General features: G+C 59.5%; 1 protein-coding gene. It reads right to left on the bottom strand.

Annotated elements, in window-relative coordinates; translation table 11 throughout:
• On the bottom strand, positions 1-351 hold a 351-nt coding region (locus WG891_RS26705; RefSeq protein ID WP_337265243.1), incomplete at both ends, for a hypothetical protein.

Here is a 351-nt window from a genome sequence, read left to right as displayed (position 1 = left end):
GCCAACGCCAGAGCGCTGGCATTGGTATCGGCCAACGAGAAGGTGGTGTTATTCAGCGTCACGTTGCCGGTGAAGGCGGCCCCCGCTCCGGCTCCGAAGCTGAAGGCGCTATTGGCCGTATCCACATTCACCTGCCCGGCCCCGGTCAGACTATTGTTCAGGGCAAAGGCACCGTTATTGCTGATGTTCAACGTGCTGGTCGCATCGTTGACGTTCAATACGGTGTTCGCATCCAACGTCGTGGCACCGTTCAGCGTTAGCGAGGCGCCGGTGTTGATGTCCAGCAGGCCGCTAAAGCCCGCCGCATTGTTGCTACCGGAAAGGTTGATGTTGCTGTTGCGCAGCACCCAG

This window comes from Serratia sp. MMO-28, assembly GCF_037199905.1.
Lineage (GTDB): Bacteria > Pseudomonadota > Gammaproteobacteria > Enterobacterales > Enterobacteriaceae > Chania > Chania oryzae.
This window is presented reverse-complemented; position numbering and strand designations above follow the sequence as displayed.